Annotated in this window: 13 protein-coding genes; 7 read left to right on the top strand and 6 right to left on the bottom strand. The window is 73.7% G+C overall.

Translation table 11 applies throughout. The annotated features are described in order from the left end of the window. Positions 1-96 precede the first annotated feature (96 nt). Together ACYVO2_RS13195 and ACYVO2_RS13190 are read left to right on the top strand one after the other, a co-directional pair. Positions 97-654, top strand: coding sequence for a mycothiol transferase (locus ACYVO2_RS13195; RefSeq protein ID WP_461007924.1), 558 nt, complete (start codon positions 97-99; stop codon positions 652-654). A 92-nt stretch (positions 655-746) separates the two neighbouring features. Further along, complete coding sequence (locus tag ACYVO2_RS13190; RefSeq protein ID WP_461007923.1) at positions 747-1,970, top strand: outer membrane protein assembly factor BamB family protein; 1,224 nt, start codon at positions 747-749, stop codon at positions 1,968-1,970. Between the two features lie 59 nt (positions 1,971-2,029). Here the strand turns inward: ACYVO2_RS13190 and ACYVO2_RS13185 are convergent, their stop codons facing one another. The 3 genes from ACYVO2_RS13185 to ACYVO2_RS13175 all read right to left on the bottom strand — a co-directional run bounded on the left by ACYVO2_RS13185 (position 2,030) and on the right by ACYVO2_RS13175 (position 5,462). Further along, complete coding sequence (locus ACYVO2_RS13185; RefSeq protein WP_461007922.1) at positions 2,030-2,476, bottom strand: TIGR03618 family F420-dependent PPOX class oxidoreductase; 447 nt, start codon at positions 2,474-2,476, stop codon at positions 2,030-2,032. A gap of 116 nt (positions 2,477-2,592) precedes the next feature. After that, positions 2,593-3,471, bottom strand: a complete 879-nt coding sequence (locus tag ACYVO2_RS13180; RefSeq protein ID WP_461007921.1) for an alpha/beta fold hydrolase — start codon at positions 3,469-3,471, stop codon at positions 2,593-2,595. 416 nt (positions 3,472-3,887) lie between these two features. Continuing rightward, entirely contained in the window at positions 3,888-5,462 is a 1,575-nt protein-coding gene (locus tag ACYVO2_RS13175) for a PucR family transcriptional regulator (protein WP_461007920.1), read from the bottom strand. A 120-nt stretch (positions 5,463-5,582) separates the two neighbouring features. Between ACYVO2_RS13175 and ACYVO2_RS13170 the strand changes: the two genes are divergently transcribed. The 5 genes from ACYVO2_RS13170 (at position 5,583) to ACYVO2_RS13150 (ending at position 11,226) form a co-directional block, all read left to right on the top strand. Next, positions 5,583-7,016, top strand: a complete 1,434-nt coding sequence (locus ACYVO2_RS13170) for a cytosine permease (protein WP_461007919.1) — start codon at positions 5,583-5,585, stop codon at positions 7,014-7,016. Continuing rightward, positions 7,013-8,386, top strand: a complete 1,374-nt coding sequence (locus tag ACYVO2_RS13165) for an amidase family protein (protein WP_461007918.1) — start codon at positions 7,013-7,015, stop codon at positions 8,384-8,386. The genes ACYVO2_RS13170 and ACYVO2_RS13165 overlap by 4 nt, the downstream gene beginning before the upstream one ends. A 54-nt stretch (positions 8,387-8,440) precedes the next feature. After that, on the top strand, positions 8,441-9,067 hold the full coding sequence (locus ACYVO2_RS13160; protein WP_461007917.1) for a DUF1989 domain-containing protein: 627 nt from the start codon (positions 8,441-8,443) through the stop codon (positions 9,065-9,067). 100 nt (positions 9,068-9,167) lie between these two features. Next, positions 9,168-10,289, top strand: coding sequence for an oxidoreductase (locus tag ACYVO2_RS13155; protein ID WP_461007916.1), 1,122 nt, complete (start codon positions 9,168-9,170; stop codon positions 10,287-10,289). A 73-nt stretch (positions 10,290-10,362) separates the two neighbouring features. Then, a complete protein-coding gene (locus ACYVO2_RS13150; protein WP_461007915.1) occupies positions 10,363-11,226 on the top strand; it encodes a polysaccharide deacetylase family protein in 864 nt (287 codons plus the stop codon). A 397-nt stretch (positions 11,227-11,623) separates the two neighbouring features. Here the strand turns inward: ACYVO2_RS13150 and ACYVO2_RS13145 are convergent, their stop codons facing one another. The 3 genes from ACYVO2_RS13145 to ACYVO2_RS13135 all read right to left on the bottom strand — a co-directional run bounded on the left by ACYVO2_RS13145 (position 11,624) and on the right by ACYVO2_RS13135 (position 15,237). Next, entirely contained in the window at positions 11,624-12,535 is a 912-nt protein-coding gene (locus ACYVO2_RS13145; RefSeq protein WP_461007914.1) for a phosphotransferase family protein, read from the bottom strand. Between the two features lie 321 nt (positions 12,536-12,856). Further along, positions 12,857-14,083 carry a cytochrome P450 gene (locus ACYVO2_RS13140; protein WP_461007913.1) on the bottom strand — a complete coding sequence of 409 codons (1,227 nt, stop codon included), beginning with the start codon at positions 14,081-14,083 and terminating at the stop codon, positions 12,857-12,859. Between the two features lie 245 nt (positions 14,084-14,328). Continuing rightward, positions 14,329-15,237 (bottom strand): SDR family oxidoreductase, encoded by a 909-nt coding sequence (locus ACYVO2_RS13135; protein WP_461007912.1) that lies wholly within the window; start codon positions 15,235-15,237, stop codon positions 14,329-14,331. Positions 15,238-15,263: the final 26 nt, after the last annotated feature.

Raw genomic sequence — 15,263 nt, 5'->3', positions numbered from 1 at the left:
CCCCGGGCGGCGGGTACGGGCCACAGGCGGGACCTGCGCCGGGTCGTCGCCTCATCCCTCGCCCTCGGCGGTTCCGGGACTGTCCGGAACCGCGCCATGACGCACGACACCGGTCCGGGCACCACCGTCCACGAACCGTCGCCGACCGCCGGCGAGGCCGAGACGCTGCTGTTCGCACTCGACCGCTCCCGCGCCCAGTTCGCCTGGAAGTGCGGCGGCCTGAACACGGCCGACCTGAACCGGCCGCACCCGCCGTCGACGCTGACCCTCGGCGGTCTCCTCAAGCACATGGCCCTCGTCGAAGAGCGCTGCACCATCGACTTCACGGGTGAGGCCCCCGGCCCGCCGTTGGACGTGCCCGGGGCCGCGTCGGACCCCGAGTGGGCCTGGCGCACCGCGGCCGAGGACACGCCCGAGGAGCTCCACGACCTGTGGCGCCGCGCCGCCGAGCGCTCGCGGGCCGCGATGGCGAAGGCCCTCGCCGCAGGGGGGCTCGACCAGCCCGCGCAGTACACGACCACGGCCGACGGCACGTCGCCCAACCTCCGCCGCGTCATGGTCGACCTGCGCGACGAGTACGCCCGTCACGTCGGCCACGCCGACCTGCTGCGCGAGGCGATCGACGGACTCGTCGGAGAGGACCCGCCGCGGTGACGGCGACCACGACCCGGCACAGGCCCGCGGGGCTTTGACGACAGGCCCTACGCTTCCCTCGGCATCGGTTCTTCCAGGAGCGGGGGACACACATGTACGAGGACCGGGCGCCGGATTCGGTGTGGCTTCCGAAGCGGCGACTGCGCGCGCTGAAACCCGCGTGGGAGGCCCGGCACAGTGGCCGCGCCGATTCCGAGCTGCTGGGCACCTGGCACTGCGACGGACTCGTCGTCAGGGCCGCCCTCGACCGGCTCCGGGCCTTCGACACCCGGACCGGCGAGCAGCGCTGGGCCTGGGAGGTACCCGGCCGCGACGTGCTGTCGGCCATGGCCGACGAGGTGGTGGACGGTGTCGCGCTGCTGGCCCACTGGCCGGACACCTCCAACGGCCGGCAGGACGCCACCGTCACCGCCCTCGACGTGGCCTCGGGCACGGAACTCTGGTCGGCGCGGAAGAACCTCGACAAGCTCTGGCCCGGCGCCTCGGGTCTCAGGCCCGGCACCCTTGCCCTGTCCGGGGGACGGGCGATGGTCGCCACGGGAGCGGGCGTCGTCGCCCTGGACACGCGCACGGGCCGATCGGCATGGACCGTGCAGCACGGTCCGGCGGAGGAGGCCCGGATCGCGGCCGCGGGGGATCGGCTCGTCCTCGTCACGCGGCGGGCGGGCACCGCCACCGTCAGCTCGGTCGCCGCCGCCGACGGCACAGCGCGCTGGAAGAAGCCGGTGCCCGTCGACGGCCCCGTCGCGCGGGTGGGGATCGTCGCCGCGGCCCCACTGCTGCTCGCCGTCGAGGGCGAGGGCCGTCGCGGCTCGAACCGTCTGCTGCGACTGGACGTGGACGGCAACGCCGTCGCGGAGATCCCGTCGGCCGACGACGACACCTCACTCGCTCCGCACGCCTCCTGGGGCCTGGCCGACGGACGACGCTGGGTCACCTGGGCCGGGGACACGCTGATCACGTTCGTCAAGGTGCCCGGCTACGACCACCTCACCCGTCTCGCCGGCTTCTCGCTGTCGACCGGCCGGCACCTGTGGACATGGGACGACGGCGGGGGCATCGACGCGCTGGCCTGCCACCGCGGTCATGTGGTCGCCCTGCGCCACTACGAGGAGCAGTACGAGGGACAGCATCTCGCCTGGCGATGCCAGGCACGTGTGCTCGACCTCGCCGACGGCCGTGAGCTGGCGCGGCGTCGTCTGCGGGTGACAGGGGACGAGCCGTACACGATGCACCTGCACGGCAACCGGATGCTCTGGGTCAGCAAGGCGAGCAGACCCGGGACGCCGCCGGTGAAGGCCTACGACTGGCGCTGAGCTTGGGCGGCCGGTCGGGACGACCGCGGGCACCGAGCTCCCGGGTGGTGCCGTGCCGGTCAGGGAGCGGGGACGGGCCCGCCGGGCCGGAACGGCTCCACCCCGACGATGTGCCGCACCCTGACCGGGCGCACGATCACCGCGACCCGCCGCTCCCCAGGCATGATCCACTCGAAGCGCTCGCTGCCCAGGTACTTGCGGGCCAGCCGGTCCATCCGCTCGTGCGCCTCCTCGCCCTCGACGAAACGGGCCACCACCCCACTGATCTGCACCCGGTCGAAGGGATCGGTGGCGTCCGCGTGCGAGAGACAGACGCGGGGATCGCGGCGCAGGTTCTCCTCCTTCACCCTCCCCACCGAGGTGTTGAACGTCAGCTCCCCGTCCCCCTCCAGATCCACCCACATCGGGCTGACCTGCGGCGCTCCATCGGCCCACACGGTGCCGACGTACCAGATGTTGGGGGCTCGCAGCCGGGCACGGACGGCTTCGTCGAATGTCGCAGTCATGCCGGGAGGCTACCCACCGTGGTGGGTGGCACAGCCCGGTCAGGCAAAGCCGGTGCCGGGAGGCACCCCCGACAGTGCCGGCTGCCAGGGCTCACCGGCCTCGCGACACCGCGACGTCACCGGCCCCAGACCCCATCGGTGCCCCGGGACGGCAGGTGTTGCCTGAGCATCGCCTCGGTGACCTCGCCGACCGCCGCGTCGGGGATCGCCGTGGCGGCATCCTCGAGGACGAGCAGCCGTGCCCCGGGGATCTCGCGCGCGATCGCCTCGCCGTTGCCGACGGGGAAGAACCGGTTGCGGCGGCCGTGGACGACGAGCGTGGGCACCCCGATCCCGGGCAGGCGCTCGCGCCAGCGGGGTGCGCAGTCGAGCTTGGAGAACACCATGCCCATCTGGTTGGCCATCTGGACCGGGGGTGTGGTGCCGGGTGTGCGGTCCCAGACGCGCGCGGCGATCGCGCGCGCGGCGACGGGGTCGTCGCCGAGGATCGCCGCGCCGGCGGCGGCGAACTCCGCGACCGCCTCGCGGTCGGCCCAGTCGGGCATCGCCCGCGCGAACAGCCGGCTCATCGTCGCCCGGTCGTGGTCGGGCAGGTCGTCGTCGGGCGGGCCGGGGGCGACCGCGCGGGTGCCGACCAGGGTGAGCGCAGAGAACGCGTCCGGATGGTCGAGCACGGCCACCTGGGCGACCATCCCGCCGACACCGATCCCCGCCAGGTGCGCGGGCCTCCCGCCGAGCACGTCGGCGAGGGCCGCCGCGTCGGCGGCGAGGTCGCGCAGGGTGTAGGCGGGCGCCAGCGGATCCGTCGTCGTCGACTCCCCGCTGTCGCGCAGGTCGTAGCGCACCACACGGCGCCCGCCGGCGGCCAGGCGCTCGCACAGCGCGTCGGGCCAGGAGAGCATCGTCGTCCCGCCCGCGAGCAGGACCAGCGGCGCGTCCTCGGCACCGAACGACTCGATGCCCAAGGCGATCCCATTGGCGTCGACAGTGGTCATCGGGTCAGCCACCGGCTTCCGGACCGTTGCCCGGGCTGGAGTCCGGCCCGGTGGCCAAGCCGTCAAGGGAGAGCGAGCTGTCAGCGATGATTCGACTCATGCCAGGGCAGACCCGATCCGCCGCCCGAACTCATCGCTCACGCGTCCTCCCCATGACCTGATCGTCCCGGGACGGGTCCGCCGGGACCACCCGGACGTCGTATCGGCGCGGTCCACGCGCACCGCCGGCCGCGCCCACACGCGCGCCCCGGGGCTCGGGTGAACCGACCCAACTCGTCCCGGGCCCCTGCGTGCTCGCGCGGGAGCGCACCTGCCTCGTCCCGGTCGGGAGAAGACACCGAGGCATCTCCACGTGCCGGCGGCTGCCGCTTCGTCGGGTCCGTGCTCGGAAGGTACCCGCTGAGGGCCCGGTGCGCTCACGGGGCGATGAGGGCGTCGGCTTCGAGAGCCAGCAGGAGATCCAGGCGTCCGGCCAGGGTGGCGGTGTCGCGGCCGGTCAGCTCGGTGATGCGGGCGAGGCGTTTGTAGAGGGAGTTGATGTGCAGGTGCATGGCCCGGGCGGTGGCGGAGGGGCTGGCCTGGTGTTCCAGGAAGGTGCGCAGGGTGCTCTCGAGCCGGCCGTCGTGAGCGGCGTCGTGGTCGCGGAGGGGGGCGAGGACGGCGGTGAGCTGGTGGAGGGTCTGGGGATCGGCCCGGCTGAGCAGCGTGTGGTGGGTGGGCAGGTCGGCCAGGCGGGCGACGGTGAGATGGCGGCCGGTCTGCGCGAGGACGGCGCTCGCGCGGCGGGCTTCGAGCACCGCGGTGCGCAGGTGGGCGGGGGTGGTGACGGGCCCGCCGATGCCGATGACGCTGCCGTCGGGAAGGCGGAGCGGCCGGTGGTCCCGGGCCGTGTCGGCGCCGGTGAGCCGGCGGCACCAGTCGGGCAGGGCCTCGGAGGGCCGGCGCCAGGTGCACACGGCGACGACGTCGGCGTGGCCGACGGCGACCACGGCGGGGATGCCCTGGGCCTGGAGGGTGGTGCGGGCGGCGGCGGCGAGGTCCGCCATGGGGACGCCGGTCCGGCTGGTGACGGCCAGCGCCGCCAGGGGCTGGTCGGGGTCGATGCCGAACGCGCCGAGGCGGCGGGTGACGGTGACGGGGGATCCCACGCCGGAGACGATCATGTCGACCAGTTCGCTGGCGAAGCGTTCCTCGCTGGCCCTGACGGCCTGCCGGCGGGCGATCTCCATGGCCAGGTAGTGGGCCGCTTGGCTGAGCGCCTGCTGCTGGGTCTCGGTGAGGCCGGCGGCGGAGCGCAGGCACAGCAGCGCGGCCTCGGGGTGGCCGAGGGTGCGGATGGGCAGCAGGGTGGCGGTGGCGCCCTCGGCGAGGGCCAGCTCCATCGGGGGCGGAGTGCGCGTGAGGGCGGTGGCCGCGGTGTGCGCGTCGTCGGCGCTCAGGGCCGCGTCCGCGCTGTGGGCGAGGACGGCGCCGGTGCGGTCGACGACGGCCAGCGGCAGCTCGTACTCGCGGCGCAGGACCCGCAGGACCCCGTCGGCGCCGGTGCCGGCGGAGATGGCGTCGGTGAACGCGGTGCCGCGGCGAAGGGAGGCGGCGAGAGGCGTCTGCCGTTCCGTGGCGCGGATGTCGGAGGCGGCCTGGGTGACGGCGGTGAACGGGACGTCGACGGGCAACCGGAGCAGCGGCAGGCCGGCCGCGCGGCAGGCATCGGTCAGCGCCGCCGGGGTGTGCGGGGTGGCGTCGCGCAGGCCGAAGACGATGCCGGCGGCGCCGGCGGCGAGGCAGTGGGCGACGAACTCCTCCGCGGGGGTCGCCGGTAGCCACAGCCCGTTGGTCAGGACGAGTTCGGTGCGCCCGATGTAGCCGGAGGGGTCGGGCAGTTCCGTGTTGTGGAGCCAGGCGATCTCGGCGTCCAGGGCGCCGGGCGGGCCGGGAACGAGGACGGACAGCCCCAGGCGGGGCAGCGCGACGAGGGCACTGATGGTGAGCACGGTGGGCATTCTCCCACCGCCGGACCGGCAAAGGGGGTTGTCTCACCACTGGGGCCTCGGGAGTGCGCGGTGTTGGGTGTGGGCCTGGTCACAGCGATGAGACACGCCCTGGAGGTCGTCATGACAGCGCAGAGCCCGCCGCCCGCCACCCCGGAGAAGCCGCCGCCCGCTTTCGACGCGCACGGCGTGGAACCGATCCCCGAGCACGGACGGGACTCCTCCGCCCGCGACCAGTGGTGGATCTGGGTGGGCGCCAACGTGGCACCGATCAACTGGGTCCTGGGCGCGCTGGGCATATCCCTGGGACTGAGCCTGGCGGAGACGCTGGTGGTCATCGCGGCCGGGAACGCCCTGGGGTGCGCGGTGTTCGGCGCGTTCAACCTCATGGGGCACCGCACCGGAGTCAACCAGATGGTGCTGGGGCGGGCGGCCTTCGGGCGGCGCGGGGCGATCATCCCCGGGGTGATGCAGGGGGTGCTGGCGATGGGCTGGGTCGGGGTCAACACCTGGGTGATCCTGGACCTGGCCGTCACTCTGCTCGCCGAGCTGGGCATCCACGGCGGTGACGGGCTGAAGTACCTGGTCGCCGGGGTGATCATGGCCCTGCAACTCGGGCTGGCCGTCTTCGGGTTCTACGCCATCCGGACGTTCGAGAGATGGACGGTGCCGGCCACGGTGGCGGTGATGGCCGTGATGACGGTGCTGTCCCTGACGCAGGTGGACGTGCGCTGGGGCGGCGGCAGCGCCGAGGGCAGCGGGGAGACGTTCACCGCGGTCACCCAGTTGCTGACCGCGATCGGCGTCGGCTGGGGACTGAGCTGGGTGCCCTACTCGGCCGACTACTCCAGGTTCGTCGCCCCGAAGGTGCCCGGGCGGCGGGTGTTCTGGGCGACCGCGCTGGGCATGTACGTGCCCACGGTGTGGCTGGCCTCCCTGGGGGCCTGCCTGGCCAGCGCGGGTGAGGGCGGGGATCCCTCCCAGCTCGTGGTCGCCGCCTTCGGCGCGATGGCCCTGCCGGCACTGCTGCTGATCATGCACGGCCCGGTCGCGACCAACATCCTCAACCTGTACTCCTGCGCGCTGGCGGCGCTGACCGTCGGGGTGCGCGTGGCGCGCTGGAAGGTGACGCTGCTGGCGGGGGTGGTGGCCACCGGTGTCCTCCTGGTGTTCATGCGGTCCCCGTCCTTCGCCCGGTCCTTCGACCACTGGATGGTGTCGATCCTGGTGTGGATCAGCCCCTGGGCCGGGGTGATGATGACGGAGTTCTTCGTCCTGCGCAGAGGCCGGGTGGACGTGGCGTCCCTGTACGCGGCGGACGCTCCGCCGTGGCGCCGGCGGGCGCTGGTCGCGCTGGGCGCCGGCATCGTGGCGGGCTGGTGCTGGCAGTACGGGCTGGTGTCCGTGATGCAGGGGCCCCTCGCCCGGGCGCTGGGCCACACCGACTTCTCCTGGCTGGCCGGCGGGCTGGTCGCCGGCGGCCTGCACCATGTGCTCGCCCGGCACGAACGCCGTACGGCGGCCCGCACGCCGACGGCGGCCGGGGGTCGGCGATGAGCGGCCCGCCCGGCCCGGTGGCGGCCGCGGCCGAGGAGGCGCTGCGCAGGACACGGGCGCCGGGTGGGCGGGAGACCGTCATCACGCTCACCGCGGACCGCGCCCGGCGGGAGGCGCGGGCCAGTGCCGACCGTCACCGCGGCGGGTGCCCGGCCGGGCCGGTGGACGGACTGCCGGTCGTCTACAAGGACAACATCGACGTGGCCGGCACGGTCACCACGGCCGGCTCCCTCACCCGGGCCGGCCTGCCGGCCGCCGTCCGGGACGCCACGGTGGTCCGGCGCCTGTCGGCCGCCGGAGCGGTCACCATCGCCAAGGTGAACATGGCCGAGTTCGCCCTCGGCGGACTGGGCACGAACGCGCACTACGGCACGCCCCCCAACCCGCACCGGCCCGGCGCGGTACCGGGGGGCTCCTCTTCCGGCACGGCCGTGGCCGTGGCGTCGGGCATCGCCGAGATCGGGATCGGCACCGACACCTCCGGCTCGGTGCGCGTGCCCGCCGCCCTGTGCGGTCTGGTGGGGTGGCGGCCGTCACGGGGCCGCTACCCCCGCGCGGGCGTCCTGCCGCTGGCGCCCTCCCTGGACACCGTCGGGGTGATCACCCGGACCGTGCCCGTCCTGCTGGCCGCGGACGCCGCCCTGCGCCCGGACCGGGCCCGCCCGGTGCCCGTCCGGCCGTCCCAGGTGACGCTGGTGGTGCCCCACCCCCACCTGCCGCAGACACCGGACCCGGCGGTGCGGGACCGGTTCGAGCTGACGCTGGCCGCCCTCGAGCGGGCCGGAGTGCGGATCCGACGCCGCACGGTGGGCGCGCTCGCCACCGTCCCGGCCCTGCTGGAGCGGTACGGGCCGCTGGTGGCGCACGAGGTGGCCGCCACGTTGCCGGGGGAGCTGACCGGCGGCAGGGAGGCGCTGCTCGACCCCCGGGTGCGTGAGCGGCTGGAGCACTCCCTGGAGGTCGCCGATCCCGCGGCCCGCCTCACCCTGCTGGCGCTGCGGGCTCCGGTGCGGCAGCGCCTCGCACGGGACCTGGAAGGCGGATTGCTGGCCGTTCCCACCACCCCCTGCACCGCTCCCGCGCGGGCGGACGTCGCCCGCGCCGACGCCTGGCACCGGGCCGGCGCCCGGCTGCTCGGCACCACCATGCTCACCAGCTACCTCGACCTGCCGGGCGTCTCCCTGCCCATGGGACCGGCCGACGGGCTGCCCACCGGGCTGCTGCTGACCGGCCCGCCCGGCGCGGACGAGCAGGTGCTGGCCGCCGCGGCCTGCCTGGCTCCCCACCTCTCCCCGGCGGTGCGGTGCCTCGGCGGCGATCACCCACCGGAGCGGCACCCCGGTGTTCGATCATCCCCCGGAAGCCGCTGAAGAGTGGTCCTTCCTCCCTCGAAACCGCATCGCTCGCCTGATGGAGTTACCTCCATGACATTGACCCTCGTCGCGTCCCTGACCGTCCCCGCGCGCGGCGCCGAAGCGTTCCCCGTCGCCGCCGGTCAGCGCATGAGCATCACCGACCCGGAAGGCGGTCAGGTCGGTGACCTGTTCGTCCACCGTGCCGACGATCCGGCCGAACACCTCAGCGCCGCCCACACGCGCGCGGCGACCGCCCGTCTGTTCCCCGCGATCGGCGAGCAGTTCGTCACCACCCGGCGCCGTCCCATCCTCACCCTGGTCGAGGACACCTCGGCCGGCCGGCACGACATGCTCATCCCGGCCTGCGACCCCGAGCGGTACCGCGCGCTCGGCGCACCCGGGCACGCGTCCTGCGCGCGGAACCTGGTCGACGCGCTGGCCCGGCACGGGGTGCGCACCGGCACCGTGCCGCAGCCGGTCAACGTCTTCATGGACGTCCGGCAGGACGCGGGCGGGCTGACCTGGCACCCCGCCTCCACCCGGCCGGGCGACACGATCACCTTCCAGGCGGTCATGGACTGCCTGGTCGTGCTCTCCGCCTGCCCGCAGGACCTCGCCCCGGTCAACTCCGGTCCCCCCACCCCGCTGTCGGTGACGGTGTTCTCCGCCGACAGCGCCGCCCCGGTCGGCGGCTGACGCCCGCACCCCGGCACACCACAGCGACCCCACACCAACAGCGACCCCACACCCCCGCGGATCCCCACCGCCGCGGATCACCGTTCACAGGAGCATCACCATGCAGGACCACCCTGCCCTGACCCCCGTCCAGGTGGCCGGCGCCACCCTGCCCAACCGGCTGGCCGTCGCCCCCATGACCCGCGTGTCCGCCACCCCCGACGGCACACCGACCCCGCAGATGGCCGACTACTACGCCGAGTACGCCCGCGGCGGTTTCGCGGTCGTCGTCACCGAGGGCGTCTACACCGACGCCCACTACAGCCAGGGCTACCTCAACCAGCCCGGCATCATCTGCGCCGAGCACGAGGAGGGGTGGCGGCACGTCGCCCGGGCGGTACGCGACGCCGGGGCCCTGCCGGTGATGCAGCTCATGCACGCCGGGGCCATCTCCCAGGGCAACCGGCACAGCACGAGGACCGCCGGACCCTCTCCGGTCCGGCCGCTGGGCGAGATGATGCCGGCCTACGGCGGCTCGGGCCCCTGGCCCGTGCCGCACCCCATGACCACCGGCGACATCGACACCGCCGTCGAGGGCTTCGTCACGGCCGCCGACCGCGCCCGCCGCGCCGGGTTCGCCGGGGTCGAGGTGCACTCCGCCAACGGCTACCTGCTGGACCAGTTCCTCACCGACTACACCAACACCCGCACCGACGAGTACGGCGGGAGCACCGCGAACCGGGCCCGGCTGACCGCCCGGGTCGTCCGCGAGATCCGCCGGCGGATCACCGACCCGGCGTTCTGGGTCGGTGTGCGCCTGTCCGAGGGGAAGGTCAACGACCACCACCACCGGTGGCCCGGCGGCGCCGCCGACGCCATCACCGTCTTCACCGCCGTCGCCGACGCCGGCGCCACCTATGTCCACATCGCCGGCGAGGGCCAGGGCTGGGCCGAGGGCGCCACCCTGGACACCGGCGAGACCCTCACCGCCCTGGCGCGCCGCATCACCGGACGGCCCGTCATCGCCAACGGCGGCCTGGGCGACCCCGCCCTGGCGGCCCGCGTGCTCGACGAGGGCCACGCGGACCTGATCTCCCTGGGCCGCGCCGCCCTCGCCGGCCCCGACTACCCGGTCATACTGGCGAAGGGCGCCGAGCCGGCCACGTTCGACCCCGCCATGCTCAGGCCGACCGTCACCCTCGCCAACGCCGCCGACCGGCGGAAACGGCACCACCAGCACTGAGCCCGTCGACGCCGCCCCGAGCCGGTTCCTTGCCGGCCGGCGCGGGGCGGCCCCACGCAAGGAACCCCGGCCCATGACCACCACCGCCTCCCCCTGGCACGGCGGGGACACCGTCGCCGCACTGACCATCGACGTCGACGCGCACACCCCCGTACTCGCCCGCTCACGTCGCTACGCCACCCACACCAGCACCATGTCCCACCAGCGGTACGGCGTGGACGTCGGCGTGCCCAGGCTGCTGCGCCTGCTGGACGAGGAAGCCGTCCCCGCCACGTTCTTCGTCCCGGGATGGGTCGCCGAGCACCACCCCGGCCTGACCGCCACCATCCTGGAACACGGTCACGAGGTCGCCCACCACACCTACGCCCACCGCCCGCCCGTCGAGATGACCGACGACGAGCAACGCGCCGACTTCACCCGCGCGCTCGAGGTCTTCGCGGCCCAGGGCGTACCCATCGCCGGGTTCCGGGCCGCGAACTGGCAGGCCGACGAGACCACCTGCCGGCTCGTCGCCGAACACGGACTGTACGACTCCTCCCTCATGGGCCACGACCGGCCCTACCACGTGACCACCCCCGACGGCGGCCGGTTCGTCGAACTCCCACCGCACTGGTCGCTCGACGACTGGGAGCAGTACGCCTTCCTGCCGGACCCCCACGTCGGCTCCGTCATCCAGGCCCCGCACACCGTCCTGGCCATGTGGCGCGACGAACTCGACGCCCACGCCCGTCACCAGGCCCTGTTCATGCTCACCCTCCACCCCGAACTCTCCGGACGCCCGGCCCGGGCCGAAGCCCTCAGGGCCCTGCTCGCCCACGCCCGCGACCGGGGCACCCGCTTCGCCCGCTGCGCCGACATCGCCCGCGCCGCCGCCGCCGACCCGCACCTCACCACCCACTCCACCACCCCGCCCGCCACCGACGCGTACCCGGCGTAGCACCCCCGGCGCGGCGCCACGCGCCGCGCCGGCTCGCTCCCCCCGCGCACCCGACCCGGCGGGTCCGTTCGCGCGCCACACCGAAGAGGCGGCCGATCCCCTGCGGAGTGCGGGGGCCGCAATAGGCACCCATCCGGTGTCCGCGGCCCGTCCAGGGCCGACGACATGGCGGGGAACGTGGAGAGGGGTACGCCAGGCACGGTGGCGTGCCCCGGTGCTGCTCACCCCGGCCCGTCTCGCCCGGCCCCCCGCCGGCTCCTGCCGCCGCACCAGCAGCCGGCGGGCCCCGTTCGCCGCGCGCAGCGGAACCTGCGCGCCGAGACCGGCTCGGCGAGACCGGCTCGGCGAGCGCCGCGCGGTCGGTGCCGCGGGTGACCGGGGCCAGGACCGTCCAGGCTCAGCCCAGCGCGTCCATCAGGGCGGTGACATAGGCATCCAGCCGCTCCTCCAGCACTCGCGTGGTCAGCTCCGTCCTCCCCGCCTCCCGCCATGGCCGCGCCACCAACTGCACTTCTTCCGAGCACGCCAGCCCGTCCCGCACCCGCCAGTACAGCCGCTCGTCCGCATCCGCGGCCAGCACCCCGCCGGCCTCCTCATACGCCTCAGCGAACCGAAGACCCCACGCCGGGCCGTGCAGCAACGCGAGATTGACCGAGCAGTGCGCCACATCGAGGTCCGCCGGGCCCCAGGAAGCCGCCGCCCAGTCGACGACGCCGGTGATCCGAGCATCCGCCGGCCCTGAGGGCGGCACGTGGAACAGCACGTTGCCGGGCTGGAAGTCCCGGTGCAGGAATCGCCCTTCATACGGCGGCGCCGGCTTGCGGATCACGTCGATCGCCGCGGCCCAGACCGCCGCGTCGGCCCCCTTCGGAACCACGACGGTGTCGGCGGTCGTCAACGCCACATACTCCCCGGGCCGTTCGGCGGGCCGCAGCGCGTGGATCGCCACGAGTTGACCGGCCAGCAGCCGAACGCGCGTCTCCAACCCCTCATCATCGAGGACCGGCCGACCCACCAGATGTGTCATCAGCAGCGACGGGTACTCGCAATGCGCGGCGGTCGGATCAACCGCGACCAGCCCAGGAGCCGGCACGTCGCTCCCCGCGAGCAGGGTCAGGGCGCCGGCCTCCCTGCGCAGCCACTCCTCGGCGTGCTCCACGAAGGCCGGGTCGACAAAGCTCCGCAGCACCAGAACGCGGGTACCGCCCTCCCGCGCGCCCACGGTCAGCCTCCGCATTTCGGCGGTGACACCGCCGTGCAGAGCCTCGACCCCCACGATCCGTTCGCCGACCTCCAGTTGCCGGCTCACCCAAGCGAGGGTCGACGGCCGGACAACCGCCGCTTCGTCATGACTGCTCACCGTGCCACCCCATCATCCGGACGACGGCACCCGCGAAGGCTTTTCCTCGAAGGGGGCATTCCAAAAGGCCCCAAGGCCCAAGGCTCAAGGCTCAAGGCCCCGACAGTGACGGTGGCTGCGGTGTGTCGGCCTGGTGTCAGCGCGACTGCGGTGGCAACGGCCATCCGGCCGGCGCGCCCAGTACAGCCACTGGGCGCGCCGGCCGGCCTGGCCGAAGCCGCGGCACCACACGGTGACCCGTGGGTCACCCTCTCCGGCGAGCGCGGAGTGTCACCACGTCAGCGGCAGCACGTCCAGGGTGCGCATCACCGCCATCGGCCTGATGCGCAGTTCGCTCTCCGGCACGGCCAGCCGCAGGGTGGGGAAGCGCTCCATCACGCGCTGGAGGGCGACCTGGAGCTCCATCTTGGTCAGCGGGGCGCCCAGGCAGCGGTGGATCCCGGCGCCGAGCGACATGTGCGGGTTGTGCTGCCGCGTCAGGTCGAGGACCTCGGGGTCGTCGAACACCTCGGGGTCGCGGTTGGCCGCGTCACCGACGGCCATGACCGGGTCACCGGCCTTGATCAGCACCCCGCTCAGCGTCACGTCCTCCAGCGCCACCCGGGGGAATAGGCCGCCGATGTCGGTGGTGGGCACCATGCGCAGCAGCTCCTCCACGGCCGCCGGTATCAGGGAGGGGTCGCGCCGCAGCGTGTCCCAGCGGTCGCGCTCGCGCAGCAGGGTGACGATGGCGTTGCCGAAGAGGGTGGCCGTGGTCTCGTGGCCGGCGACGAGCACCAGGGCGGCCAGCGCCAGCAGCTCCTCGTGCGAGAGCTTGTCGTCGTTCTCGTCGCGGACCGCGATCAGCGCGCTGAGCAGATCGTCGCCCGGAGTGTCGCGCTTGCGGGCGATCAGGGTCTCGAGGTAGTCGATGAGCCGCTGGTAGCCGGCGGACATCCGCTCGCGGTCCGCGGGGTCGGAGGTGGACTCGCGCACCCAGCCGATGAACTGCGCCTCCTCCTCCACGGGCAGCCCCAGCAGCTCGGTGATCACCAGAATGGGCAGCAGGTAGCAGACGTTCTCCTGGAAGTCGACGGGCCGCGGCATCCGCTCGGCGCCGTCGAGCAGCCGGTCGACGACCTCCAGGGTGTGCGGGCGCAGCGCCTCCACGCGCCGGGCGGTGAACGCCTTGGTGACGAGCCTGCGCAGGCGGGTGTGGTCCGGCGGGTCGGTGCCGATCAGGGAGTGGTTGAAGATGTCGTTCGGGGCCAGGGCCGCGACCGGGCTGGTCTTGACCGCGGCCCGACTGAACCGGGGGTCGGCGAGCACGGCGCGCACGTCCCGGTGGCGGGTGACGAGCCAGGCGAGCGCGTTGTTGGGCAGGCGCACCTTGGTGATCGGCGCCGTGGCGCGCACCTCGCGGTACTCCGGCGGGTACTCGTACAGGGACCGCCAGATGAAGGGGTACAGCGGGTACTCGGTGGGGTTCTCCCGAAGGAGACCCTGGTCATGGGACATGGAACTGTCACCGTCCTGGAGAGTGAGAGGTGGGCAAGGGCGTGGCGTGCGTCGTCGCTCGCCTGTGTGCATGCCGTTGGGTGGGATCGGTTCCGCTCAGGCGGTCGACGGCAGCCGTGAGAGCTCGCCGGCTCCCTGCGAGAGGCCGTCGACCGCGCCGACCGTCGTCGGCTCGATGGTGGTGGTCCGCCCGCGGCGGGGCGTTTCCTCAAAGGAGGTGAAGGCGCCGCCTGGGAGGCGGGATTTCAGTCTCCGCGTCCCACGGTGCGCAGCGCGCCGAAATCCGTGGGCAGCCGGAACATCTGCATACGAAGCCTGTCGAAAGCCCGGTCCGGAGCCCAGCGGGCCAGCATGGCCAGAGGCTTGGAATCCTTGCCCACCAGGTAACGAGTTCTCGGCCGCCGGGAGGTGAGAGCCTTCAGTATGGTGTCGGCGACCACGCTGGGGTCGCTTCCGGCCTTTTCGCGGGCGACCGCCTGCTGCGTCACCGCACGATAGGCGTCGCCGTAATGTTCCATACCGGATTCGTCGAAGCGCGAGAGCACCTGAGCGGAATCCCTCTGGAACTTCTCCACGGCCTCGGTGTGGACGGACGCGGGCTCCACGAGCACGACGTGGATGCCCCACGGGCGCAGCTCGAGCCGCAGGGTCTCGGTGATGGAGGCGAACGCCCATTTCGAGGAGAACAGCGGGCCGCAGAACGGCAGCGAGAGCCGGTCGGCGATGGACCCGATGTTGACGATGCGCCCCGCGGCCGTGCGCAGCAGCGGCAGGAACGCCTGGATGACGTCCACCTGCCCGAACACGTTGACGTCGTACTGCCGGCGCAGTTCCGCGCGCGGCACGTGCTCCATCGGCCAGGAGATCCCGATGCCCGCGTTGTTGACCAGACCGGCCAGCCCCCGGTCGCCCGCCGCGCGGGCGACCTCCTTCGCCGCCGCGCCCACGCTGTCGCTGTCGGTGACGTCGAGGATCAGTGGCGTGAGCGGCCCCCTGGCCTTCTCCAGGAGAGCTTGCCCCGCCTGTTCCGTGCGCACTCCCGCGAACACGCGGTACCCGGCGCCGGTCAAGGCCACAGCGGCGGCACGTCCTATTCCGCTCGACGTGCCGGTGATGACTACGGTCCCTAACGGACCGTCGCTACTGTCCTTCATGATGTTTCCCCCGTGTTGCTACGCCG

This window comes from Streptomyces capparidis, assembly GCF_054782095.1.
The sequence above is the reverse complement of the archived record's forward strand: the minus strand, read 5'-3'. Positions and strand labels throughout refer to the sequence as shown.